Genomic DNA, 21,624 nt, shown 5'->3' with positions numbered 1-21,624 from the left:
GGGGTCTTACCCCTCGACCCGACGGTGCAGAAGCGGCAGCAGCGCCTCCGCCAAACCCGTGGCACTCTCGAAGGCGGCTTCGATTTTACCGGTACCGCACCAATCCCCTGCCGCCGCCAATCGGTGGGCCTTGTCCAGCAGAAACGGCTGGCCTGCGGGCGCGACAACATTCGCATAACGCCAGCGGTGTATCGTCACGGCGGCGGCTGTCGCGACACTCTGGCCCGTGATCTCTTCAAAGGCCGCGACAAGCACCGCACGGACCTCCCCCTGATCGCGCTCCATATGCGCCGCGGCCCATGAATTCGAAGACTGGGCAACGATGCACTGCGCATCGCCGCGCCCCGGTTTGGTGGCATTCACCGCGATCCACGCCAGCGGATCCTGTGCTACGTGCGCCGCATCCCACGACATCGGCAGCGGATGATCAAAGGCAAGCATCAGGCTGTAACAGCCCTGCATGATCGTGGCCTTCAGCGGCGCATGGCCGAAAAAATCCGCTGGTAGCAACCGGTCGGTCTGCGCGGCGGGCGCGGTGCTGATCACCCAGTCGAAGAGGCCCAGATCATGCCCGCCGGTGGTTGTCAGCCGCCATCTGCTGTCCTCGGCAGTCACCGCGCCGATTTCCGTTTCAAGCACAACGTCAAGGTCCCGGCCGAGCTGTTTGGCCAGACCATTCATGCCCGGCGTCGCCACATATCGCGGTGCCGTCCAGACCTGCGGATCACGACCGGCGTCATGCGGCAATACCGTCAGCCGCGGCTGCCACGCCTGAACCACACCGCTGCGAATGAAGGGGGCGAGAAACGTCTTGAAGGCTTCTCCCCGCGCGGCAAAATACTGAGCGCCGTGATCGAACCGGAAGGCACCCGCCCTGCGCGTGGCCATTCGGCCGCCCATGCCGCGTGATTTTTCAAAGATCCGCACCGCCGCCACGTCCTTGAGTCGATGCGCCAGACACAAGCCGCTAATGCCCGCACCGATGATCGCAATCTTGTTTTTCGTCGACATTTCAACCCTGCCCCTTGTCCTGCGCCAGACCACCTAGCGCGGGGTGGCAAAACAACAACGGGCCTGGGATAAATCGGTGCGACGGTTTGTCCGCGCGCGCTCCACCGGGCCGGTAGGGACCGCAGATTCAGCATGACGCGCGCCACCCGAGCGGCTAGGCTGCGGGTCGGGCCGCGTGCAGATCCGTGCCATGCAGGCCGCGCGAATACGTTAAGGGGATCGGGGAATGTCATGACCGTCGCGCAGGCCTATATCGACACCTGGGCGCGTCGCGGCGTGATCGTGCCGATCTTTCTGGCGGTGCGGCTACTCAGCCTTGCGGTCATTTTGCCCGTCACATCCGCAGTCATCACGCTGGCGATATCCCTCTCTGGCCAGGCCGCGCTGACGGATCAGGATATTGCGCGTTTCTTTATTTCCCCGCTTGGATTCCCGGTCTTTCTGGGAATTTCGGCGATCATTCTGATCGCATCCGTTCTGGGATTGGCGGCGATGACAGTCGCATTGCAGAACCACAGCAAGAGTAGCCTCAACGCGCTGCGCTTAACGCTGATCTTGCTGGGCCAGCGGTTCCGCGCGGTTGCCGGATACGCACTGCGCCTTGTGCTGCGGATTGTGCTGATCACCACGCCCTTCACCGGGGTCAGCCTGCTCATCGCGCAGAGCTATTTTGGCGCATATGACATCAACTACTACCTGACGGCGCGCCCGCCCGAGTTTCTGTCGGGTCTGGCGCTGATCGCCATGGTGATGGGCCTCATGACGGTGATTGTGACAATGAAGCTTTTACACTGGAGCGTGTCATTGCATCTGGTGCTGTTCGACGAGGTCCCGCCGCGCGATTGTTTTCGCGAAAGCGCGCGCATCATGGCGCACAAGCGGTGGCGACTGTTGCGCGGGCTGCTGGTATGGCTGGCAATACGCACGGCACTCGCCTTTGTTCTGGCCGTGGTCTTCGGATGGCTGATCCGTCACGCCGCTGACGGGTTCGGCACGGCATTTCGCGGGAAGCTGACCCTTGCCATGGGCTATGCCGCGCTCTGGTGGGTGTGTGGCATGATCATCAGCGCTGTGTCGCTGGGCGCGCTGGCGCGGCTGCTTTATGACCTGCACGAACACGAATGCCACCCAAAGCCGATTGTACCGCAGGATACACGGTCCCTGTTTGCACCGCGGCAGATGGTTTTCGCAGCCGCCCTTTTGGCCCTGTTCGGGCTTCTGGGCGGGGTGCTGCTGATCAACCGGGTGCAGAGCGCGCCGAATATCGAGATCATCGCCCACCGCGGTGCCGCTGGCACACGGCCGGAAAACACCCTCGCCTCGGTCCGCAAGGCGGTCGAGGACGGTGCAGACTGGGTGGAAATCGACGTGCAGGAAACCGCGGAGGGCGACGTGGTCGTGATGCACGACAGTGACTTCATGAAACTCGCCGGTGTCGATCTGAAGATCTGGGAGGCGACGGCAGAGGATCTCGCCGGCATCGACATCGGCAGCTGGTTCGATCCGCTTTATGCCGAAGAACGCATTCCCACCCTGAAACAGGTGCTGGACGTCACCCGTGACAGGGCGAAGCTGCTGATCGAACTGAAATACTATGGTCACGATCAGGATTTGGAGGCGCGCACCGTCAGCATTGTCGAAGCGGCGGGCATGGCGGCGCAGGTTGCAACCATGTCGCTGAAATATCCCGCCGTGCAGAAGATGAACGCGTTGCGGCCCGGCTGGCCAACCGGCGTTCTGGCCGCGACGGCTGTCGGCAACCTCGCCGCGCTCGATGCGGATTTCATTGCTGTCAGCACGTCGATGGCGGGGCCGCAGCTGGTACAGCGCGCAAGGGCACAGGGCAAAAAGCTCTACGTCTGGACAGTGAATGAACCGCTGACGATGTCCGCGCTGATGTCGCTGGGCGTCGATGGGATCATCACGGATGAACCGGCCCTGGCTCGGCAGGTGATGGAGACCCGGTCCGATCTGACCACCGCGGAACGCCTGTTCATTCTCTTCGCGGACCGCGCCGGGTTGACCTTCGACGAGAATGAGTACCGCAATGCTGATCCCTAGGGGCGGGTTTTGTGTATGCGTGGCGCTGCTGGCGACCGGACTGGATGCGCAGGAGGTATCTCGCTTCGAACAGCTGACCGAGCTTCCGGCCCACCGTGTGCTGATGCGCGAGATTAAAAAGACCTCTCCGGTCGCGTTCACGTCGGACGGATGCAGCGGGGGCATGTCCACAGTCTGGCGGTCGACACTGCGGCAGTTCCCGCAAATGGCCCGGGCACAGGGCGACGGGCCGCCATGGGAAGACTGTTGCGTGGCACACGACAGGCAGTATCACATCGCAGGGGGGGCATCTGATGCCAGCGAAAGCTACGCCGCGCGTCTGAAAGCCGATCAGGCATTGAAGAGCTGCGTATTGGCGCAGGGCGACCGCGACATGGCAACGCAATCCGAGGCTTACGGTATCGGCGAAAACACCCTGCGTGTCGCGTATCGCGGCATTGCACAGGCGATGTTCCTCGCGGTTCGGCTGGGCGGTGGGCCCTGCTCCGGCCTGTCCTGGCGCTGGGGGTATGGCTATCCCGATTGCTCGGCCGCGTTCGGCGAGGCCCCCGCACCACCGATTGCCACACATAACTGATAACTGACGCGCGTGCTCACCCCGCAGGGCGGCTTTTTCCCGCCGGTGGCAACTTCGGCTCTTCTCCTGATTGCGATTTCGTGCAAGCTCCGACACTAGAAAGCTTATTTTAAGGAGATTTTTGTGCGACAGGTTATTTGCCTTCTGCTGGCGCTGTGGACCACGTTCACTGTTGTATCTGCCTCTGACGCACAGGTGACCGGTGCTTCGACAGGCACGATGGCCACTCAAACCACCGTCGACCCGGAAAGCCCCGAGGCGGTTCGCGAACTGGTTGCGCGCATGTCCGACGATCAGGTGCGGGCCATGCTGCTGGAACGGCTGGACGCCGTCGCATTGGCAGAGACCGCAACCGCGGCGGCGCGCCCCACGCTCACCGAGATGTTCAACGCGACCTGGGCCGCTTTCTACACGCCCATCCTGGACGCCATCACCCATCTGCCGGTGCTGGTTGCAAAGCAGTCCGAAGCTGTCGGCAATTTCTTGGCCACCTTCGGACCGGGCGGAGTTTTATCGCTGGTCGGATTGACAGCGATTGCCCTGATCGCAGGCTACGCGGCCGAACGTCTGGTGCTGGCGCTTGTCCACCGCCGCGCCGACCGGAAGGACCCTGACACGGGTACATTGCCCGGCATGCTGAGCTTTCTGATCCGCCGCTTGTGGCGTGAAATTCTGGGGCTCATCGTGTTTTACGTGGTCGCCCGCACGGTTGGCCAGCTGTTGCTCACGCCCCAGCAAATCACCGTCGCAGCACCCGCGGTGAAGTATCTGGTATTGCTGCCTCGCCTCGCTGCCGCCCTGTCTCGATTTGCCATTGCGCCGAAACAGCCCGGCTACCGCCTGGTCAGCATCAACGACACATGGGCTGCGTATTTCCACCGTCATTTCGTTGGTCTTGCGCTGTTTATCGGCGTTGGTTTCTTTCTCATCGGTTTCAACATCCGCTTTGACGTGCCGCTCGCTGACACCCGTATCGGCTTCTGGCTGAGCATCGCGCTGCATATTTACATCATCGCGATCGCATGGTTCGGCAGGGAAGGTCTGACCGACATGATGCTTGGCACTGACCCGGACCGCACCGTCTTTGACGCACAGCTCGCCCGGTCTTATCCGTATTTCGCCATGGCGGCGGCGGCGGTGACCTGGATGGTCGCCAACATCGTCGCGGGCTACGGGTACTTCGGCCTGCTGGCGACCGCCCCCCACATCAAGACCATGTTCTGGCTGCTGATGACCCCGCTGATCGACACCGCCATCCGGGGGCTCGTGCGGCATTTGCAACCGACCATGATCGGCGAAGGCCCCGTGGCCGAACAGGCGTACAGGTCCAACAAGCGCAGCCTGATCCGTATCGGGCGCGTTCTGGCCATTGGGTTCATCGTTCTGATCATCGCCAATGCCTGGGACATTGACCTGCGCGGGGTCGCAACTGCCGGTGATGGGTCACAGGTCGCCGGAAACATCATCGAGTTCATCATCATCTGCGCGGTCGGCTATGTTGTTTACGAATTGACGTCGCTGTGGATTAACCGCCGGCTGACCCGAGAGCGCACCGCCGAGGTCACCACCGATCAGGCCGCGGGCGAAGGCGGCGGCGCAGGTGGCTCCCGTCTGGCCACGGTGCTGCCGTTGATCCTGATGGCGGCTCAGGTCGCCATTGCAACCATCTTCGGCCTGCTTGCCGTCGGCAGTCTCGGCATCGACATCACCCCGCTGCTTGCCGGTGCCGGTATCCTTGGTCTGGCCATCGGGTTTGGCGCCCAAAAACTGGTGACCGACATCGTGTCGGGCATTTTCTTCCTGATAGACGATGCGTTCCGCGTCGGTGAATATGTGGATGTCGGCGGCACGATGGGGTCGGTCGAAAAGATCTCGATACGCTCCATGCAGCTGCGCCACCACCGCGGCAATGTTCACACCATCCCCTACGGCAGCATCGACAAGGTGACCAATTTCAGCCGCGACTGGGTGATCATGAAGCTGATGTTCACGGTTCCTTTTGAAACCGACCCCAACAAGGTCAAGAAGATCTTCAAGAAGATCGGGGCCGAGATGATGGAAGATCCGCTGTTCAAAGACGACTTCCTTGAGCCGTTCAAAAGCCAGGGCGTGTTCCAGTTTGATGATGTGGGCATCGTCATGCGGGGGAAATTCATGGCGAAACCGGGCACCCAGTTCACCATCCGCAAGGAGATTTACAACCGCGTGCGCAACGAGTTCAAAGCCAACGGCATCGAGTTTGCGCGCCGCGAGGTGCGCGTCGAAATGCCCGGCGTCGATGACAATGAAAACCTGGATGACGCCGAAAAGGCCGCCGTCAAAGCGGCCGTGACCGGGGCCGTGGATGCCAACCTCAAGAGCGCCGAGGCCGCGGCGGCTGAAAGCAAGTAGCCCGCGATGACAGGCGCCAGAAGGAGGCGCCTGCCCGCCCTGCGCGGATCACGGGGAGGCCAAGGCTATGCCATCGCAGTGTGAGCGTTTTCCATCATCTGCGAAGCCGCAGGTGATTGTGCCTGCCCGCGCGGAATGCAATCTTCAACCCCGAACACACCACGCACTTGTATCGGAGACATGATGAACGGCGCTGAATCCCTCGTAAAGACGCTCTTGCAGAACGGGGTGGATACCGTGTTTGCGAACCCCGGCACCTCTGAGATGCATTTTGTTGCGGCGCTGGATTCCCACCCCGAGATGACCTGTGTTCTGTGCCTCTTCGAAGGCGGCACTTCCGGGGCCGCCGATGGGTATTTCCGCATGAAACGCGATGTTGCGGGGACGTTGCTTCATCTCGCGCCGGGGGTCGGGAATGCCTATGCCAACCTTCACAACGCGCGAAAGGCCACGTCCGGCATCGTCAGTATCGTCGGCGACCATGCCACCCATCACCTGCGCTACGAAAGCCCGCTCAAGGGGGATATCGTGGGCATCAGCCAGGCGGTCAGCCACTGGACGCGGGTGTCACCGGATGCAGCCTGCGTGGCCCATGACGGTGCCGAAGTCATCCGCGCGGCGCGGGCGGACAACGGACAGATCGCCACCCTGATCCTGCCAGCCAATACTGCCTGGGATCCGGCAACCGGACCCGCCGTCAGCCTGCCCCCCGCCGCCCTGACCCGCCCCTCCTCCGCCGAGGTAGCGGCGGCCGCAGCACGGTTGAAAACCGAAGGTGCAGCCCTGATGATCGGCGGGGAGGCGCTTTTTGGACCGCTGCGACAGCTGGCCGGTCAGATCGCCGCCGAAACCGGCTGTCGCCTGATGGTGGACACGCTGATCCCGCGCATATCCAAGGGCGCGGGCTCGGCAAAGATCGATCAGCTGGTCTACCCGGTTGATCCCAAGATCGCCCAGCTGGCGCATACCTCTTCGATCACCTTGGTGGGCACTGATCGTCCGGTCGCCTTTTTTGCCTATCCGGGCAAGCCGAGCGTGCCGGAGCCCGCTACATGTGTCATCGCAGATCTGTGCACGCCCAGGATGGACATAGAATGGACCTTGCAGGCATTGGCTGACGCCGTGGGCGTGAACGCGCAATCCCGGCCCCGGACGTATGCGCTGGACCTGCCCGATATCCCCACGGGTACTCTGACGCTGGACAAGGTCGGACGCGCCCTGGCCGCACTGCTGCCCGAGAACGCAATTCTGTGCAACGAATCCGTAACGTCGGGCTTTCATGTGATGCCACCCACTGCAACGGCGCGACCGCACGACCTGCTCAGTGGTACCGGTGGTGCGATCGGGCTTTGCATGCCCTGCGCCACGGGTGCCGCCACCGCCTGCCCGGATCAGAAAGTGATCGCGCTCGTCGGTGACGGATCGGCCATGTACACCTTGCAGTCCTTGTGGACGATGGCGCGCGAGAGCCTTGATGTCACGGTCATCGTCTTTGCCAACAAGGGCTACCAGATCCTGCGCGATGAGCTGACGAACGTGGGTGTCGAAAGCTACGGCCAGAACGCCCGGGCGATGTTCGACGTGGAGAACCCGACGCTTGACTGGGTGTCGCTGGCCAAGGGCCACGGCGTTCCCGCCAGTCGCACCGATGATATGGACAGCTTTGTGCGCGCCCTGAAAGCCGGTCTGGACAGTGACGGCCCGTCGCTGATCGAGGTGGTGTGCCCCTGATGCCGCGCCTTGCAGCGGCTCTTGGGGCGGGCGGCTCAGTTTGACGCGGGCTTTTCGGGGATAAATCGTCCATCCTCAAACTCACGGGCGCAGCGCACCCAGACCGTCCCGTCCGGGTCATCGTAAATGACCACATCGCTGCGGTCGCTTTCCAGTATGCCCCGCGCCAGCACGCGGTAAAGCCCGCCCTTCCTATGCCGGTGCGTCGCGGCCCAGTCCGGTGCCCGAAGGCCGCCCGGTCCTGTCATGGTCCGGGTCCGGCGGCCCGCTGCCATGAAAGGCACGCGCCACAATCGCCGGGCCGCAAGCAGGCGGTGGATGACTGACACACGCATCATGCTGCCAGCACCGACCCGGTCACCGCGTTCGGCCTGTACGTCGTGCAACCCTTGCATCCGGATCTATAGGCTTCCAGATACACGTTCTCGAAAGCGTCAAACCGAATAGTCTCAGGGCAGTTCACTGTCTTGGATATTCCGCTGTCGACCCAGCGTTGCGCCGCCGCCTGCATGCGCACATGATCGCTGGGTCGCAAATCCATCGCGGTGACAAACGCGTCGGTCAGCGGCGCATCTGCACCATGCATCTGACGATACAGCCATGCGGCATAATCCTGCACCTCTTCTTCGGTCTTGGTGCCGTCCGGCTGCGTCACCATGCGCCGGTAAGCGGTGGAGAACATGGGTTCGATCCCCGACGAAACATTGCCTGCCAGCATGGAAATCGTGCCGGTCGGCGCGATTGTCGTCAGCACGCCGTTACGCAACCCGTGTGCGGCAACCTGCTTCTGAACGGCCGCGTCGAGACGCTGGCACACAGGCTGGCCAAGGTGGTGCACAGCATCGTAAAGCGGGAACGCCCCCCGTTCCTTCGCAAGCTGTGCGGATGCCAGATAGGCCGCGTTCTGTATCGTGCGCATCCATGTGTCCACGAGGCGGACGGCCCTTGGAGAGCCATATCGCGCACCCGCCATCACCAGCGCATCCCCAACCCCGGTCACGCCGAGCCCGATGCGGCGTTTCTGCGTGGCTTCATGCAATTGCGCGCGCGTCGCGAAGCGCGAGACATCGATCACGTTATCCAACATGCGGACCGCGACCCCGGTCAGCTGACGCAACGCCGCCAGATCAAGCTCCGCCCCCGGCTCAAACGGGGTTTGTACAAGCCGCGCGAGGTTGATGGAAGCCAGAGGACATGTGCCGTTTGGCGGCAGGGGCTGCTCAGCACAGGAGTTGGTGGCCGACAGCACTTCCGTGTAATTCAGGGGGTTTTCAGCGTTGATCCGGTCAATGAACAACACGCCCGGTTCCGCCGCATCATAGGTCTGGCGCATGATCGCTTGCCACAGCTGTCGTGCCGCAACCTGGCGAACCACCTGACCGTTCCAGATCAGGTCCCACTCCGCATCGGCCTCCACGGCCTGCATGAACCTGTCCGTGATCATGACCGACATGTTGAAGTTGCGCAGGCGCGTGCGCGCCGATTTGGCGTGGATAAAGGCCTCGATGTCAGGATGGTCACACCGCAAGGTGGCCATCATCGCGCCCCGCCCCATGCCGGTCACCAGCATCCGGCAAACGGAATCGCAGATATCCATCGCAGCAAGTGGGCCCGCAGCGGGGCAGTCAAGCCCCTGCACCAATGTGCCCTGCGGTCGGATGGTGGAAAAATCGAACCCGATACCGCCTCCCATCTGCATTGTCAGGGCGGCTTCCTTCACCGTATCCATGATGCCGGCAACCGAATCCGGCAGCGTTCGCATGACAAATGTATTCGAGAGCGTCACATTGCGGGGCGTTCCGCAGCCCGAGAGGATTCGCCCCGCAGGCAGCAGTTTGAAATCCTCCATGGCCGCATAGAATGTATCGGCCACGTCTTGGCGCTGTGCCGCCTCTTCGGTCACCGCAAGACCGTCGGCCACCCGGCGCCACGTGTCCTGAACCGTGTGATCGACGTCACCGGAGACTGTTTTATACTGATATTTTGTACGCCATATCTGTTCAGCAATTGGCTGATCGAACAAAGAATGGGTCACGTCAGTCTTTGAATGGTCGAACATCGCCTCTCCCGGATTTTACGAAAAATTTTCCTTAATTTAGTATTAATTGCACTGTGCGAATCGGGCAATCTGAACCATGAACTATGGTTACCAGACTCCTGAAAATTAACGACTTTCCAGTGTTCCGCGTTAATAATTCTTAATTTTTCACGGTTGAAAATCACGCCCCCCAGGGTGTCTTGCGTGTCACAGCGACGCGAGGATGTCGGGTGTCAGAACGGGTTGGCCGCGCCGGGGCAGCGCACCGGATTTCGAAACCGGCAAACCTGCAAGAGCCGTCAACGGAAGGGTATCATCGCCCTGATCTTGGCGAGCACACTTGCGGGCGCTTCAAGCTGCGGCAAATGCCCGACGCCCGGTATCGTGTCGAATGACGCCTTGGGTATCAAAGCGCTCAGCGCCCTGCCCCGCTCCAGCGGGATCCAGGGATCGTCCTCGCCCCAAAGGATATGGGTAGGGCAACGGATGTGCCCGAATAGCGGTTCTATCTCGGCCGTGTATTTTTCGTCCGCCTGCGCAAACTGGCGATAAAAACTCAGCGCACCATCCTCGGTCAGCCAGGGTGCTGTTAATCTGTGTAAATCGTCCAGCGGCAATTGGTTAACAAGCGCACCCCGGACATAGGCGTTAACGATTGCCGCGTGAATATGAGGGGGCACCCCCTGAAAGACCTCGGCGTGTTTGCCCACGTGATCAAAGAATCCCGACCCCCAGGGACGCATCGCGACAACATTCATCAAAAGACATCTGTCGAATGCGCAGCCGTGCAGCAAATGAGCCCGCAAGGTTGTGGCGCCACCAAAGTCATGCGCGAGCACGACCGGTCGCGACAGCCCCCAGTGCTTCAACATCTCGGCAAAGACCTCGCCCTGAACATCAAGCGAGGTGCGCTGGTTTTCCCGCATCTCGGACTGGCCATAACCGGGCATATCATACCAATGCACGTGAAACTGCCGCGAAAGCGCCGGGATCAGACGATGCCACGCAAATGACGACCATGGCCAGCCATGGGCAAGGACCAGCGCAGGGCCTTTACCGCACCGCCCTGCTGCGACAGCCCCCGCGCGGGTCTTGTAGGTCTCGTCAAGCGCCCAGACATTCATGCCATTCCTCCAATCACACCATTTAATATAACATTAAAGGTAAGAAGAATACTTCCCACCGTCAAATGTTTGTTTTAAGGTGAGGTATGGATCACAACACGCCACCTGAATGGACCTCGGAAATGCTCATCGGGGGCCACCCTGCGCTTGATTTCGTCAATACCGCGGGCGGCAGCAGCAAGCTGCGGGACACTGAGCGCCTTTTGCACTTTGGGGACGTGCTAAAGTGGTCTGCGGCGGCACAGGTAGTGAGCAAGGCCGAGAGGAACGAGCTGCGTCCTCGCGGGTCCGGCGGCGATCATGCCCGTGAGGTCGATCACCTGCATCAGTTCCGTGAGGCGCTGCACACCTGCCTGATGGCGGAACAGGCTGGCACGGCATGGCCAGCGCAAGCGGCCTACCAGCTACACCGCGAGATCCGATGGTCGTTGGGTGGCAGCCTGCTGCAAAAAGCGGGGGCCCGGTTCAGCTGGCACGCCGGTGTTGAGGCCTTCGGATCAGCGCTTCCCAGAGCCCGGATCGCGCTTGCTACCGAAGCACTGCTCAGAAGCTGCGATCTGCCGCGTCTTCGGAACTGTGACCGGTGTTCATGGTTGTTCATCGACCGGGGACGCGGACGCCGCCGCCGATGGTGCAGCATGGCAACCTGTGGCAGCCGCGAAAAATCTGCCGCGTACTACCAACGTCGTAAGGCGGCGGGACAATGACCGTGCGACAAAGCCTATCAGACACCGCCCCCTCAAAGCCCAGCGCCCCAACCGGCGACGCAGACCTGTGACCAGCCATGCAATACCCCCGGTCCTGTATTCGTTCCGCAGGTGCCCCTATGCTATGCGGGCGCGACTGGCATTGTTCGTCAGTGGCATCGAGGTCGAATTGCGCGAGGTCATTTTGAGGGACAAGCCGGATGCCTTTCTCGCCACCTCGCCCAGCAAGACTGTCCCCTGTCTGGCCACGGCAACGGGTGTGATCGATGAAAGCCTCGACATCATGATATGGGCACTGCAGCAGCATGATCCGGAAGGCTGGCTCGACATGCCAGACGACGGAAAAGCGTGGATCGCCCGTGCCGACGGCCCGTTCAAACAGGCTCTGGACCGCACCAAATATGCATCGCGCTATCCGGGGTCTGATGCCGCGGCGCACCGAAAACTGGCGGCACAATTCCTTTCGGAACTGGATGATCAGATAGACGGGTGGATGTTCGGTCACCCGACACTGGCGGATTTCGCAATCCTGCCCTTCCTCCGGCAGTTCGCATTTATTGACAAGGCATGGTTCGACGCACACCCATGGCGCAATCTTCACCAGTGGCTTGAGGCGTTTTTGTGCTCCGAACCTTTTGCCTGCACGATGCAGAAATACCCGCAATGGAAAGAGGGCGCCCCGGCAATCCGCTTCCCGGACAGGTCCGGGCACCTGGCACCCTGACGCGGTGCGACCGCGCGTGCGGGTTTCCCTTGCCCAAGCCCCGGGGACACCCGCTGTGCACGCCGCGCCGGCGCATTCAGAGCGGCGATTCTTGAGCCGACGCCACAGGCACAGGGCCGTATTCGATTTCCGTCGCATAATGTTCGGCGATGGCTGTCCGTGACGCGAATTATTGTCCGGCGCTAACAGGAATTTCAGTGAACAACAGGTTAACACGTAAGGCACTGCACCCGCTGGCTTTTAGTGAAATCCAATATCAATAATTTACAAATTCAACTATCGGGAGAAAATATAATTACAAAAAAATATCTCTATAACAATAAGATAGTGACTTGTTTACACCAATTCCGTTAAACGAATTTACAGCGCGTTTTGGGGGATTGCCGCTTTCCAGTACCGAGCCCTCCCCGCGCGATCAGGCAGAGGAGGCCACTATGGACACCGTCGAAGAGACCATCACCCGCGCAAAAGACACATCAGACACAGGGCCGCAAACCACACGCACCCCGCATGTAAACGCAGCTCAATACCACTCTCTTTACGAAGCGTCGATCAGCGATCCGGAGGCCTTCTGGTCCAAGCAGGGCGAACGCCTCGACTGGATCACGCCGTTCACCAAGGTCAAGGACGTGAGCTTTGACCTCGGCAATGTGTCGATCAAGTGGTATGAAGACGGTGTGCTGAACGTGGCGGCCAATTGTATCGACCGCCATCTTGCAACCCGGGGGGACCAGACCGCAATTATCTGGGAGCCGGACGACCCGGCCGAGGCCGCGCTGCACATCACCTACAAGGACCTGCATCGTAACGTCTGCAAAATGGCGAACGTTCTGGAAGAGCTGGGTGTGCGCAAGGGGGACCGGGTCATCCTGTACCTGCCGATGATCCCCGAGGCGGCCTATGCCATGCTGGCCTGCGCCCGCATTGGTGCAATCCACTCCATCGTCTTTGCCGGTTTCTCTTCGGATGCTCTTGGCGCACGTATCAACGGTTGTGACGCCAAACTGGTGATCACCGCGGATGAAGCCCCGCGCGGCGGCCGCAAGACAGCGCTCAAATCCAACACCGATGCGGCGCTGCTGCACTGCAAGGACTCGGTGAAATGCCTCGTCGTCAAGCGCACTGGGGGTCAGACAACATGGACGGACCGAGATTACGACTACGCCGAAATGGCGCTGGAGGCGGATGATACCTGCGCGCCTGTCCCGATGAACGCCGAGGACCCGCTGTTCATTCTCTACACTTCCGGGTCGACCGGCCAACCCAAGGGGGTTGTGCATACCTCGGGGGGCTATCTGACGTATGCGGCGATGACACATGAAATCACCTTCGATTACCACGATGGAGATGTGTTCTGGTGCACGGCGGATGTCGGCTGGGTCACCGGCCACAGCTATATCGTCTACGGCCCGCTGGCCAATGGCGCGACAACAATCATGTTCGAGGGCGTACCCACCTACCCCGACGCGGGCCGCTTCTGGGCCGTCTGCGAAAAGCATAAAGTGAACCAGTTTTACACCGCGCCTACCGCGATCCGGGCTCTGATGGCGGCCGGTAACGAGCCGGTGGAACGCTATGACCTGTCCGATCTGAAAGTGCTTGGAACCGTCGGGGAGCCGATCAACCCCGAGGCCTGGAACTGGTACAACACGGTGGTTGGCAAGGGCAAATGCCCCATTGTCGACACCTGGTGGCAGACCGAAACGGGGGGGCATCTGTTGACGCCTCTGCCCGGTGCGACGGAGTTGAAACCCGGTTCTGCGCAGCAGCCGTTCTTTGGCATCCAACCCAAGGTGCTCGACCCGCAGTCGGGTGTTGAGATCACGACAACCGAGGCAGAAGGCGTGCTTGTGCTGGCTGACAGCTGGCCGGGCCAGATGCGCACGGTATGGGGTGATCACGAACGGTTCGAGAAGACGTATTTCTCCGACTACAAGGGCTATTACTTCACCGGGGACGGCTGCCGCCGGGATGCGGATGGCGATTACTGGATCACCGGCCGCGTTGATGACGTGATCAACGTTTCCGGGCACCGCATGGGCACCGCGGAGGTCGAAAGTGCCCTTGTCGCACACGCACGCGTCGCCGAGGCGGCCGTGGTGGGCTACCCGCATGATATCAAAGGCCAGGGCATCTACGCCTATGTCACGCTGATGAATGGCGAAACGCCCTCTCCGGAGCTGCGCAAGGAACTGGAAACCTGGGTCCGGACGGAGATCGGCCCGATTGCCAAACCGGACCTCATTCAATGGGCCCCGGGGCTGCCGAAGACACGGTCCGGCAAGATCATGCGGCGCATCCTGCGCAAGATCGCCGAGGATGATTATGCCTCGCTGGGCGATACCTCGACCTTGGCGGAACCGGCCGTGGTGGATGACCTGATCGAAAACCGCATGAACCGGAGGGACACCTGATGGATGGCTCGATCACGCCGCGGGTCGCGCCGGTTCTGATCCTGCTCGGCCCTCCGGGCGCGGGCAAGGGCACGCAGGCGCGGATGCTGGAAGAGCAGTTCGGCCTTGTGCAGCTGTCTACCGGAGATCTGTTGCGCGCCGCCGTCGCGGCGGGCACCGAGGCTGGCAAAGAAGCCAAGGCCGTCATGGAGGCAGGTGAACTGGTCAGTGACGGGATCGTTCTGGCGATCCTGCGCGACCGGCTGGCGGCAGCCGATTGCGCCCGGGGTGTGGTGCTTGACGGCTTCCCGCGCACAACAGGACAGGCCGAGGCGCTGGATCAGTTGCTCGCCTCCGGTGGCCAGAGGGTCAATGCCGCGGTCTCCCTCGAGGTGGATGACGTCAAGATGGTTGTCCGCATCACGGGGCGTTTCACCTGCGGTGCTTGTGGCGAGGGCTATCACGAGACCTTCAAGCCTCCCAGACGGGCCGAGACCTGCGATGCCTGCGGGGCTCAGGACATGAAGCGCCGGGCGGATGACAACGCCAAAACGGTGATGTCGCGGCTGGATGCCTATCACGCCCAGACCGAACCGCTGTTGCAGTATTACAGCGAGAAATCGGTGCTCAAATCGGTCGACGCAATGGCCGAGATCGACGTGATCGCCCGCCAGTTGGCACAGATCGCGGGACGGCTTGCTGTCTGAGAACGACGCGCCGGCGCCTGCGGTGCCGGCGCCGCAGAAGAAGACAATCATCACAGGAGGAACGCCACCATGGCGGATCAATCTACACATATCAAAGTCAAGGCCGCGGAGGATGGTGCGGGCTACTGGGCAGCCAACGTTCGCATCATCACCATCAGCCTGATCATCTGGGCGCTGGTGTCCTTCGGTTTCGGCATTCTGCTGCGCCCGCTGTTGGCAGGCATCGCCGTTGGCGGCACCGATCTGGGCTTCTGGTTTGCCCAGCAAGGCTCCATTCTCGTCTTCCTCGCGCTGATCTTTTTCTACGCCTGGCGGATGAACAAACTCGACCGTGAATACGGCGTAGAGGAGGACTGATCTGATGGACCAGTTTACGTTAAACCTGCTGTTTGTGGGGGCGTCTTTCGCGCTCTACATCGGCATCGCGGTGTGGGCCCGGGCGGGTTCCACATCTGAATTCTATGCCGCCGGTCGGGGGGTGCACCCCGTCACCAACGGCATGGCCACGGCAGCCGACTGGATGTCGGCAGCCTCCTTCATCTCGATGGCCGGTCTCATCGCCTTCACCGGCTATGACAACTCTTCCTTCCTGATGGGCTGGACCGGCGGCTACGTGCTGCTCGCCCTGCTGCTTGCGCCCTATCTGCGCAAGTTCGGCAAATTCACCGTCTCCGAATTCATCGGTGACCGTTTTTACTCCCCAACTGCACGCCTCGTCGCTGTGATCTGTCTTATCGTTGCGTCAACGACGTATGTGATCGGCCAGATGACAGGGGTGGGCGTGGCTTTTGGGCGGTTCCTGGAGATCTCCAACACCGCCGGTCTGCTGATCGGGGCCTGTGTGGTTTTCGCCTATGCGGTCTTTGGCGGCATGAAGGGCGTCACCTACACGCAGGTTGCACAATACGTCGTGCTGATCATGGCCTATACGATCCCGGCAGTGTTCATCTCGTTGCAACTGACGGGCATGCCGATCCCGGCACTTGGTCTCTTCTCTGAAACCACGGCCACCGGCGGTGAAGGTTCTGTCTACCTGTTGAGCAAGCTCGACCAGATCGTGACGGACCTTGGCTTTGCCAGCTACACAGAGGCGCATAAGGACAACCTCAACATGGTGCTCTTTACGCTGTCGCTGATGATCGGCACGGCCGGTCTGCCGCATGTCATCATGCGCTTCTTCACCGTGCCGAAAGTCTCCGACGCCCGCTGGTCTGCGGGCTGGGCGCTGGTCTTCATTGCGCTGCTCTATCTGACGGCACCGGCTGTGGGGGCGATGGCGCGGCTGAATATCACCGAGCTGATGTGGCCCGGTGGCACCAGCGGCGAGGCTGTATCGGTGGAAACCATCGAGACGGCGCCGGAGTATGACTGGATGCTGACATGGCAGAAAACCGGCCTTCTCGACTGGGAAGACAAGAACGGCGACGGCAAGATCCAGTACTATAACGACAAGTCCGATGCGATGACGGCCAAGGCTGCGGAAAACGGCTGGGAAGGCAATGAGCTGACCAACTTCAACCGCGACATCCTCGTGCTGGCCAACCCGGAGATCGCCAACCTGCCGGGCTGGGTGATCGGTCTGGTGGCAGCGGGCGGCCTTGCGGCGGCGCTGAGCACGGCGGCGGGTCTGCTGCTGGCAATTTCCTCGGCGGTGTCTCACGACCTGCTCAAGGGCCAGTTGACACCCAACATGTCGGAAAAAGCCGAGCTGATGTCGGCGCGGATCGCCATGGCCGTTGCCATCGGGGTGGCCACGATCCTCGGCCTCAACCCGCCGGGCTTTGCGGCGCAAACGGTTGCTCTGGCCTTTGGCCTCGCGGCTGCGTCAATCTTCCCGGCACTGATGATGGGCATCTTCTCCAAGCGGGTGAACAACATCGGCGCCGTGTCGGGGATGCTGGCCGGTCTGATCTTCACGCTGGTTTATATCTTCCTGCACAAGGGGTGGCTGTTCATCGCGGGCACCAACTCCTTCCCCGACACTGTCGACGGATCGCTCTTTGGCATCCAGTCAACGGCGATCGGGGCGGTGGGCGCGCTGATCAACTTCGGAGTGGCCTATACGGTCTCCGTGTTGACGACTGATACCCCGCAGGAGATCAAGGACCTTGTCGAAAGCGTGCGGGTGCCAGCCGGCGCCGGTGCCGCCGTCGACCACTAAACCGGTCGGGGCCAGCGGTGCAAAAAACGCTGGCCCCGATCTTCGACCCCTGCAATCCTGCGGCTGCCACAGCGCTCTGACCTACGGGACCAGCTCATGACCGAGACAGCCCACGCCTTTCTTTCACAGCTACATCCCTACAATCGGCTGCCCGACGCCGTACTGCGGGATGTCGCCGGTCAGATCACCTGCTGCGACTTCCCCGCGGGGGGCACTGTCTACACCCTGGGTGCAAAGATGGACGGGCTCTACATCATCGTTGACGGCGAGGTGTCGGTCAGCGATGGGCATGGCAAGGAAATCTCCCTGCTGCGACGCCAGAACTCGTTTGGAGAGCGCGGGCTCTTGCAGGACGGTCTGGCCGTCACCTCTGCCCATGCGACCGAGCCCAGCAGGCTGATCTGCCTGCCAGGCGATCTTTTTCACAAGCTGCGCGCCGAACATGAAGTATTTCACGGCTTCTTTGACCGCTCCCGCCCGGATGCGGCGGCGGATGCGCTGCGGGCCTTTGACCTGACCCGCGTCCGGGTCGAAACGCTGATGGTACCCGACCCTCAGACCTGCGGGCCGCAACTGACGATTCAGGCGGCTGCACAACTGATGCGCGACCGTCACATCTCCTGCCTTTGCGTTACCGAAAACGGCAGCCTTGTCGGCATTCTCACCCTGCGCGATCTCTCTGGCAAGGCGTTGGCGGAAGGGCTTGTGCATGACACACCTGTCAGTGCGATCATGACGCGGCACCCACGCACGCTGCCCCCCTCCGCCATCGGGTCCGACGTATTGCATCTGATGATGGAGCATCGGCTGGGTCACTTGCCGGTCGTCGCGGCAGACAAGGTGATCGGCATTGTCACACAGACCGATCTCACCCGGTTTCAGGCCGCCAACACCGCCGGCTTCGTGGCCGAAGCAGCCCGCGCCGAGACGGCCGAAGCCCTGTGCGACGTCACCAAACGCATTCCCAACCTGCTGGTGCAGCTGGTGGCCGCCGGCAACCGGCACGACGTTGTGACCCGCCTGATCACCGATATTGCCGATGTGGTCACACGCCGCCTGCTGCATCTGGCCGAAGAGACATTCGGGCCGCCGCCGGGGCGTTATGTCTGGCTGGCCTGTGGCTCGCAGGGCCGGCAGGAGCAGACAGGCGTGTCCGATCAGGACAATTGCCTGATCCTCGAGGGTGGTCTTGACGCTGACGCGCTGGCCTATTTCGGCCCCTTCGCAGAGTTCGTCAGCGACGGGCTGGATGCCTGCGGATACGTATACTGCCCCGGCGACATGATGGCGACGAACCCGCGATGGTGCCAGCCGGTTTCCGTCTGGCGCGACTATTTCCAGTCGTGGATCAAAAGCCCCAGCAAGGAAGCCCAGATGCTGGCGTCGGTTATGTTCGATCTGCGCCCCATCGGCGGCGATGCCACGCTCTTTGACGGGTTGCAGATGGAAACGCTGGAGGCGGCGGCGGCCAATTCGATCTTTACCGCGCACATGGCCAGCAACGCACTGACCCATGCAACGCCGCTTGGGCTTCTGAAAGGTCTTGCGACCATCCGGTCGGGCGAGCATCGTCACACTATCGATCTGAAACTCAACGGAGTTGTTCCGGTTGTCGATCTGGGGCGCATGTATGCGTTGCAGGGAAAGCTCGATGTGGTCAACACCCGCGCCCGGCTGGAAGCGGCGATGGCCAGCGATGTGCTCAGCCAAAGCGGTGGACGTGACCTGCTCGACGCCTATGATCTGGTTGCCCAGACCCGGCTGGACCATCAGGCAAGGCGGATCAAACAGGGCAAGCCGCCGAACAACTTCCTGCCACCGGCCACGCTTTCGGACTTTGAGCGCAGCCATCTGCGGGATGCCTTCGTGGTAATCAAGACGATGCAATCCGCCCTGATGCAGGGTCGCGGTGTTCTGGGCTAGAATGAGAGGAAGGGGAGGCACATGTTCTTTGAACTGATCGGCACCATCGTTGCAGGGGCTGCGGCGGCGCTCATCGTCTGGGCTCTGAACAGGACGCTCAAGGGCCGCCTGCCCAAGTGGCTGATACCGGCGGCTGCCGGGGCGGCGATGCTGCTTGCCACCATCTCCAGCGAATATGGCTGGTACGGGCGGACGACAGCCAACATGCCGAACGGGATGGTTGTCGCGCAAGCCATGGAAGAGCAGGCCTTCTACCGGCCCTGGACCTACGCGCGGCCCTTCGTGTCCCGCTTTGTCGCCGTTGACCGGGCCAGCCAGCGGACCCACCCGGCCCGACCCGACCAACGGATCGTCGATCTGGTTTTTTATGGCCGCTGGACGCGGACGGCCAAGGTGCCGATGCTGTTCGATTGCGCGGGCGCACGGCGGGCCGATGTGGTGGACGGTATTGACTTCGGGACGGACGGCGAAGTGCTGAATGCGGAGTGGCGGTCCCTGCAGCACAATGATCCCGTGCTGAAAGCCGCCTGCGAAGGAGCCTGACATGAAGGCGCTCAGTCTTCGGCTCCGGGTATTTTTGTTCTTCGGCCTGATTGCGATTGCCGGCGTTGCGATCGTGCTGGGCGCGCTTTGGTTCGGGTATCGCCGGCTTGGCGATCCTGATGCTTTGTCCGCCTTTTCGACCGTGGCGATCATCTCGACCTTTGGGCTGCTGGCCCTCGCCACCTTCGTGTGGCGCTTGTTTGACGAGAACCTTAGCAAACCCATTGAACATCTGGCGGCGCAGTTCCGCGTGCGCGCCCACGCGCAGGTCGAGAGCGCGTTTGATCCCGAGGCCGCGAAGTATCTCGGCGATCTTGCGCCCGCGGCCTGCGCCATTCAGGAAAAGCTCGGCGAAGCCGCCCAGGTCACAGCAGAGACCGTTGCCCAGAAAACCGCGCGGCTGGAGCACCAGCGCGCCCAGTTATTGCGCATTCTGTCTGATATTCCCGTCGCGGTGATTGTCGCATCGCCGGATCACCAGATCGTCCTCTACGATGGACAGGCAGCGGACCTGATGGCGCGGGAAGCGCCTCTGCGTCTCAACGGCTCCGTCTTCGACTACCTCGACGAGGCCGCCCTGCGCGACGTTCTGGCCAAGATGCACAGCGACGGGGCCGAGCGGCGCGCCGTGGCGATCAAGGGGCGGTCCGGTGCGATGTATTCAGGCCACCTGCGGCGGTTCGATGCGGGTGGTGGCTACACGCTGATGCTCGAACCGCTCGATCCCGATGCCGCCCGACCGCTGGTATACGACTTTGACCTGCTGGAAAAAGACCAGCCCGGCGAGCTCGACGCCACGAATCTGCGGGATCTGACCTACGTGGTGTTCGACAGCGAGACAACCGGGCTCGACCCCGACAGGGACGAGGTGGTGCAACTGGGCGCGGTCCGCGTGGTCAACGGCAAGGTCATCCCCGCCGAAACCTTTGATACGCTGGTCAACCCCGGCAGGCCGATCCCCCCCGGGGCCACCCGGGTTCACCGCATTACCGACGGGATGGTGGCCGGGGCTCCCCCCTGCCACAAGGCCTGCGCGGAGTTTCACGGCTTTGCGCAGGGCGCCGTTATCATGGCCCATAACGCGCCCTTCGATATGGCCTTTCTGCATCGCTATTCCGACGACTGCGGCGTCCGCTTCGACCACCCGGTGCTGGATACCGTGCATTTGTCGGCGATCGTTTTCGGCGGATCGGCGGAGCATACGCTGGACGCCATCTGCGACCGGCTCGAGGTGGAAATTCCCTCGGACCTGCGACACACGGCGCTTGGCGACGCGATGGCAACGGCCCGGGCCTTTGTGGCGATGCTGCCGATACTGGAAGCGCGGGGCCTGCGCAGCTTCCGCGACATCCGATGCGAAGCGCAAAAGCACAGCCGTATCCTGCAGGTTCATGGATAAAAGGCGGCGGCAACGCGAAGGCCACCCAATGGGCGGTGAGGGCGCTGCATCCCGTCGGTTGCATGGCTGAAAAATCGCAACCACAGCTGTGAACATCCGTTTGCACTGCTCCAGGAAAGATTTTTTCGTTGGAG

The 21,624-nt window shown here is 61.8% G+C and carries 17 protein-coding genes; 13 read left to right on the top strand and 4 right to left on the bottom strand.

Annotated elements, in window-relative coordinates:
* Nucleotides 1-6: 6 nt before the first annotated feature.
* Nucleotides 7-1,011 (bottom strand): NAD(P)/FAD-dependent oxidoreductase, encoded by a 1,005-nt coding sequence (locus KX928_RS10475; RefSeq protein ID WP_219501731.1) that lies wholly within the window; start codon nucleotides 1,009-1,011, stop codon nucleotides 7-9.
* Between the two features lie 231 nt (nucleotides 1,012-1,242).
* Here KX928_RS10475 and KX928_RS10470 point away from each other — a divergent pair, with 231 nt between their 5' ends.
* From KX928_RS10470 to KX928_RS10455, 4 genes are all read left to right on the top strand, one after another.
* On the top strand, nucleotides 1,243-3,072 hold the full coding sequence (locus tag KX928_RS10470; RefSeq protein WP_219501728.1) for a glycerophosphodiester phosphodiesterase: 1,830 nt from the start codon (nucleotides 1,243-1,245) through the stop codon (nucleotides 3,070-3,072).
* Nucleotides 3,059-3,649 carry a hypothetical protein gene (locus KX928_RS10465; RefSeq protein ID WP_257883659.1) on the top strand — a complete coding sequence of 197 codons (591 nt, stop codon included), beginning with the start codon at nucleotides 3,059-3,061 and terminating at the stop codon, nucleotides 3,647-3,649. The genes KX928_RS10470 and KX928_RS10465 overlap by 14 nt, the downstream gene beginning before the upstream one ends.
* A 123-nt stretch (nucleotides 3,650-3,772) precedes the next feature.
* A complete protein-coding gene (locus KX928_RS10460) occupies nucleotides 3,773-6,040 on the top strand; it encodes a mechanosensitive ion channel domain-containing protein (protein ID WP_308342288.1) in 2,268 nt (755 codons plus the stop codon).
* A gap of 183 nt (nucleotides 6,041-6,223) precedes the next feature.
* Nucleotides 6,224-7,771 carry an acetolactate synthase large subunit gene (locus KX928_RS10455; RefSeq protein ID WP_219501726.1) on the top strand — a complete coding sequence of 516 codons (1,548 nt, stop codon included), beginning with the start codon at nucleotides 6,224-6,226 and terminating at the stop codon, nucleotides 7,769-7,771.
* A 35-nt stretch (nucleotides 7,772-7,806) separates the two neighbouring features.
* Here the strand turns inward: KX928_RS10455 and KX928_RS10450 are convergent, their stop codons facing one another.
* From KX928_RS10450 to KX928_RS10440, 3 genes are all read right to left on the bottom strand, one after another.
* Nucleotides 7,807-8,109 carry a DUF1653 domain-containing protein gene (locus KX928_RS10450; RefSeq protein ID WP_219501724.1) on the bottom strand — a complete coding sequence of 101 codons (303 nt, stop codon included), beginning with the start codon at nucleotides 8,107-8,109 and terminating at the stop codon, nucleotides 7,807-7,809.
* The gene (locus KX928_RS10445; protein ID WP_219501722.1) at nucleotides 8,106-9,830 is read right to left on the bottom strand and encodes an adenosylcobalamin-dependent ribonucleoside-diphosphate reductase; all 1,725 of its coding nucleotides are present in this window, start codon (nucleotides 9,828-9,830) and stop codon (nucleotides 8,106-8,108) included. Before KX928_RS10445 ends, KX928_RS10450 begins: the two co-directional genes overlap by 4 nt.
* 278 nt (nucleotides 9,831-10,108) lie before the next feature.
* A complete protein-coding gene (locus KX928_RS10440; RefSeq protein WP_219501720.1) occupies nucleotides 10,109-10,933 on the bottom strand; it encodes an alpha/beta fold hydrolase in 825 nt (274 codons plus the stop codon).
* Nucleotides 10,934-11,019: 86 nt separating this feature from the next.
* On the opposite strand from KX928_RS10440, the gene KX928_RS10435 reads away from it, so the two are divergent.
* From KX928_RS10435 to KX928_RS10395, 9 genes are all read left to right on the top strand, one after another.
* A complete protein-coding gene (locus KX928_RS10435; RefSeq protein ID WP_219501718.1) occupies nucleotides 11,020-11,640 on the top strand; it encodes a CGNR zinc finger domain-containing protein in 621 nt (206 codons plus the stop codon).
* Nucleotides 11,641-11,722: 82 nt separating this feature from the next.
* The gene (locus KX928_RS10430; RefSeq protein ID WP_219502136.1) at nucleotides 11,723-12,364 is read left to right on the top strand and encodes a glutathione S-transferase; all 642 of its coding nucleotides are present in this window, start codon (nucleotides 11,723-11,725) and stop codon (nucleotides 12,362-12,364) included.
* A 434-nt stretch (nucleotides 12,365-12,798) separates the two neighbouring features.
* Nucleotides 12,799-14,778, top strand: coding sequence for an acetate--CoA ligase (gene acs / locus KX928_RS10425; RefSeq protein ID WP_219501716.1), 1,980 nt, complete (start codon nucleotides 12,799-12,801; stop codon nucleotides 14,776-14,778).
* Nucleotides 14,778-15,464: an adenylate kinase gene (locus KX928_RS10420; protein ID WP_219501714.1), complete on the top strand. Its 687-nt coding sequence runs from the start codon at nucleotides 14,778-14,780 to the stop codon at nucleotides 15,462-15,464. The genes acs and KX928_RS10420 overlap by 1 nt, the downstream gene beginning before the upstream one ends.
* Before the next feature lie 69 nt (nucleotides 15,465-15,533).
* Nucleotides 15,534-15,821 carry a DUF4212 domain-containing protein gene (locus KX928_RS10415; RefSeq protein WP_219501712.1) on the top strand — a complete coding sequence of 96 codons (288 nt, stop codon included), beginning with the start codon at nucleotides 15,534-15,536 and terminating at the stop codon, nucleotides 15,819-15,821.
* A gap of 4 nt (nucleotides 15,822-15,825) precedes the next feature.
* Nucleotides 15,826-17,625, top strand: coding sequence for a sodium:solute symporter family protein (locus KX928_RS10410; RefSeq protein WP_219501711.1), 1,800 nt, complete (start codon nucleotides 15,826-15,828; stop codon nucleotides 17,623-17,625).
* Nucleotides 17,626-17,721: 96 nt separating this feature from the next.
* Complete coding sequence (locus tag KX928_RS10405; protein WP_219501709.1) at nucleotides 17,722-19,548, top strand: DUF294 nucleotidyltransferase-like domain-containing protein; 1,827 nt, start codon at nucleotides 17,722-17,724, stop codon at nucleotides 19,546-19,548.
* A gap of 21 nt (nucleotides 19,549-19,569) precedes the next feature.
* Nucleotides 19,570-20,091: a hypothetical protein gene (locus tag KX928_RS10400; RefSeq protein ID WP_219501698.1), complete on the top strand. Its 522-nt coding sequence runs from the start codon at nucleotides 19,570-19,572 to the stop codon at nucleotides 20,089-20,091.
* A 1-nt stretch (nucleotide 20,092) separates the two neighbouring features.
* Nucleotides 20,093-21,490: a 3'-5' exonuclease gene (locus KX928_RS10395; protein ID WP_219501694.1), complete on the top strand. Its 1,398-nt coding sequence runs from the start codon at nucleotides 20,093-20,095 to the stop codon at nucleotides 21,488-21,490.
* Nucleotides 21,491-21,624: the final 134 nt, after the last annotated feature.

Source organism: Roseobacter insulae (assembly GCF_019375555.1).
Taxonomy (GTDB): Bacteria; Pseudomonadota; Alphaproteobacteria; order Rhodobacterales; family Rhodobacteraceae; genus Roseobacter; species Roseobacter insulae.
This window is presented reverse-complemented; position numbering and strand designations above follow the sequence as displayed.

What these genes read in the sequence shown, in the direction of transcription:
- KX928_RS10395 (WP_219501694.1), top strand. Translation starts at nt 20,093, where the DNA reads ATGAAGGCGCTCAGTCTTCGGCTCCGGGTATTTTTGTTCTTCGGCCTG.
- acs (WP_219501716.1), top strand. Translation starts at nt 12,799, where the DNA reads ATGGACACCGTCGAAGAGACCATCACCCGCGCAAAAGACACATCAGAC.
- KX928_RS10435 (WP_219501718.1), top strand. Translation starts at nt 11,020, where the DNA reads ATGGATCACAACACGCCACCTGAATGGACCTCGGAAATGCTCATCGGG.
- KX928_RS10475 (WP_219501731.1), bottom strand. Translation starts at nt 1,011, where the DNA reads ATGTCGACGAAAAACAAGATTGCGATCATCGGTGCGGGCATTAGCGGC.
- KX928_RS10455 (WP_219501726.1), top strand. Translation starts at nt 6,224, where the DNA reads ATGAACGGCGCTGAATCCCTCGTAAAGACGCTCTTGCAGAACGGGGTG.
- KX928_RS10470 (WP_219501728.1), top strand. Translation starts at nt 1,243, where the DNA reads ATGACCGTCGCGCAGGCCTATATCGACACCTGGGCGCGTCGCGGCGTG.
- KX928_RS10445 (WP_219501722.1), bottom strand. Translation starts at nt 9,830, where the DNA reads ATGTTCGACCATTCAAAGACTGACGTGACCCATTCTTTGTTCGATCAG.
- KX928_RS10410 (WP_219501711.1), top strand. Translation starts at nt 15,826, where the DNA reads ATGGACCAGTTTACGTTAAACCTGCTGTTTGTGGGGGCGTCTTTCGCG.
- KX928_RS10400 (WP_219501698.1), top strand. Translation starts at nt 19,570, where the DNA reads ATGTTCTTTGAACTGATCGGCACCATCGTTGCAGGGGCTGCGGCGGCG.
- KX928_RS10405 (WP_219501709.1), top strand. Translation starts at nt 17,722, where the DNA reads ATGACCGAGACAGCCCACGCCTTTCTTTCACAGCTACATCCCTACAAT.
- KX928_RS10415 (WP_219501712.1), top strand. Translation starts at nt 15,534, where the DNA reads ATGGCGGATCAATCTACACATATCAAAGTCAAGGCCGCGGAGGATGGT.
- KX928_RS10440 (WP_219501720.1), bottom strand. Translation starts at nt 10,933, where the DNA reads ATGAATGTCTGGGCGCTTGACGAGACCTACAAGACCCGCGCGGGGGCT.
- KX928_RS10465 (WP_257883659.1), top strand. Translation starts at nt 3,059, where the DNA reads ATGCTGATCCCTAGGGGCGGGTTTTGTGTATGCGTGGCGCTGCTGGCG.
- KX928_RS10420 (WP_219501714.1), top strand. Translation starts at nt 14,778, where the DNA reads ATGGATGGCTCGATCACGCCGCGGGTCGCGCCGGTTCTGATCCTGCTC.
- KX928_RS10450 (WP_219501724.1), bottom strand. Translation starts at nt 8,109, where the DNA reads ATGATGCGTGTGTCAGTCATCCACCGCCTGCTTGCGGCCCGGCGATTG.